We start from the raw sequence: 1,043 nt of genomic DNA, 5'->3' as shown, positions 1-1,043 counted from the left end.
TCGTCGGATACGAGATGGCCCTGCTCGTCGACCGCGCCGGCGCCGTCCTCACCCCCGCACTCCGCGCAGAACTCCAGGGCAGTCTCCTGCACTGACGGTCCGTCGGATACCGTCCAGGTATTCGAAGCACCTCCGCGTTCGTCCCGGGCCCGCTTCGGCGGGCTCGGGTTCGGACGTTGTACGGCCTTCGCACCACCGGCTCCGGACCCGTGCCCGAGCTCGCACCGCACCGCCGCACCCTGTGAGGAGAGGAACCGTGACACCGCCCGACGACCGCAGCGGCCAGTACGGCGTTCCGTACCCTGGCACAGGCCATGACGCCTTCGGAGCACCCGGCGTCGTCGGCCACGGTCAGCAGTACGGCCAGCCGCTGCACGGCCAGCACGGCCAGCCCGGCCCGCACTACGGCGGGCCGTCGTACGGCCAGCCGTACGCGCCGGGGCAGTACGGCCAGTACGGCCAGCCCCGGCCCTCGTACGACGCTCCCCCGCCCGGCTACCCGGACGGGACGGTCGGACAGCAGCCCGGTCACCTCTCCGGCCGCGGCCCGGCCGTCGGGCGGCCGGCCGCGTCACCCGGCCCGGCGCCCGGCCACCACGGGCCCGGCCACCACGGGCCCGGCCAGGACTTCGGCGACGACTTCGAGGACGAGCCGGACTCCGGCCCGCTGATCCGCCCGTTCGCGATGACCGGCGGACGCACCCGGCCCCGGTACGAGCTCGCCCTGGAGGCGCTCGTCTCCGCCAACGTGGATCCGCAACGCCTGGCCACCCTGCTCCCCGAGCACCAGCGGATCTGCACCCTGTGCACCGAGGTCAAGTCCGTGGCCGAGGTCTCGGCGCTGCTCTCCCTGCCCCTGGGAGTGGCCCGGATCCTCGTGGCCGACCTGGCCGAGGCCGGCCTGGTCGCCATCCACCAGCCCGCTTCCGGCGGCGAAACCGGAAACCAGCCCGACGTCACGCTGCTCGAAAGGGTCCTCAGTGGACTTCGCAAGCTCTAACGCGGCCGCCCCCACCCGCGCCACCACCTCCGCGAAGATCGTC

1 protein-coding gene and 1 pseudogene are annotated in these 1,043 nt (G+C 73.7%); both read left to right on the top strand.

Annotation, left to right across the window (positions count from 1 at the left end; all coding sequences use genetic code 11):
• Positions 1 to 95, top strand: a pseudogene (locus tag ABT093_RS40910) (roadblock/LC7 domain-containing protein); the annotation flags it as partial.
• 161 nt (positions 96 to 256) lie between these two features.
• Positions 257 to 1,000 carry a DUF742 domain-containing protein gene (locus ABT093_RS40905; RefSeq protein ID WP_350572589.1) on the top strand — a complete coding sequence of 248 codons (744 nt, stop codon included), beginning with the start codon at positions 257 to 259 and terminating at the stop codon, positions 998 to 1,000.
• The last annotated feature ends 43 nt before the right edge of the window (positions 1,001 to 1,043 follow it).

Origin of the sequence: Kitasatospora sp. NPDC002551, assembly GCF_040296005.1 — a bacterium.
Classification (GTDB): Bacteria; Actinomycetota; Actinomycetes; order Streptomycetales; family Streptomycetaceae; genus Kitasatospora.
The sequence above is the reverse complement of the archived record's forward strand: the minus strand, read 5'-3'. Positions and strand labels throughout refer to the sequence as shown.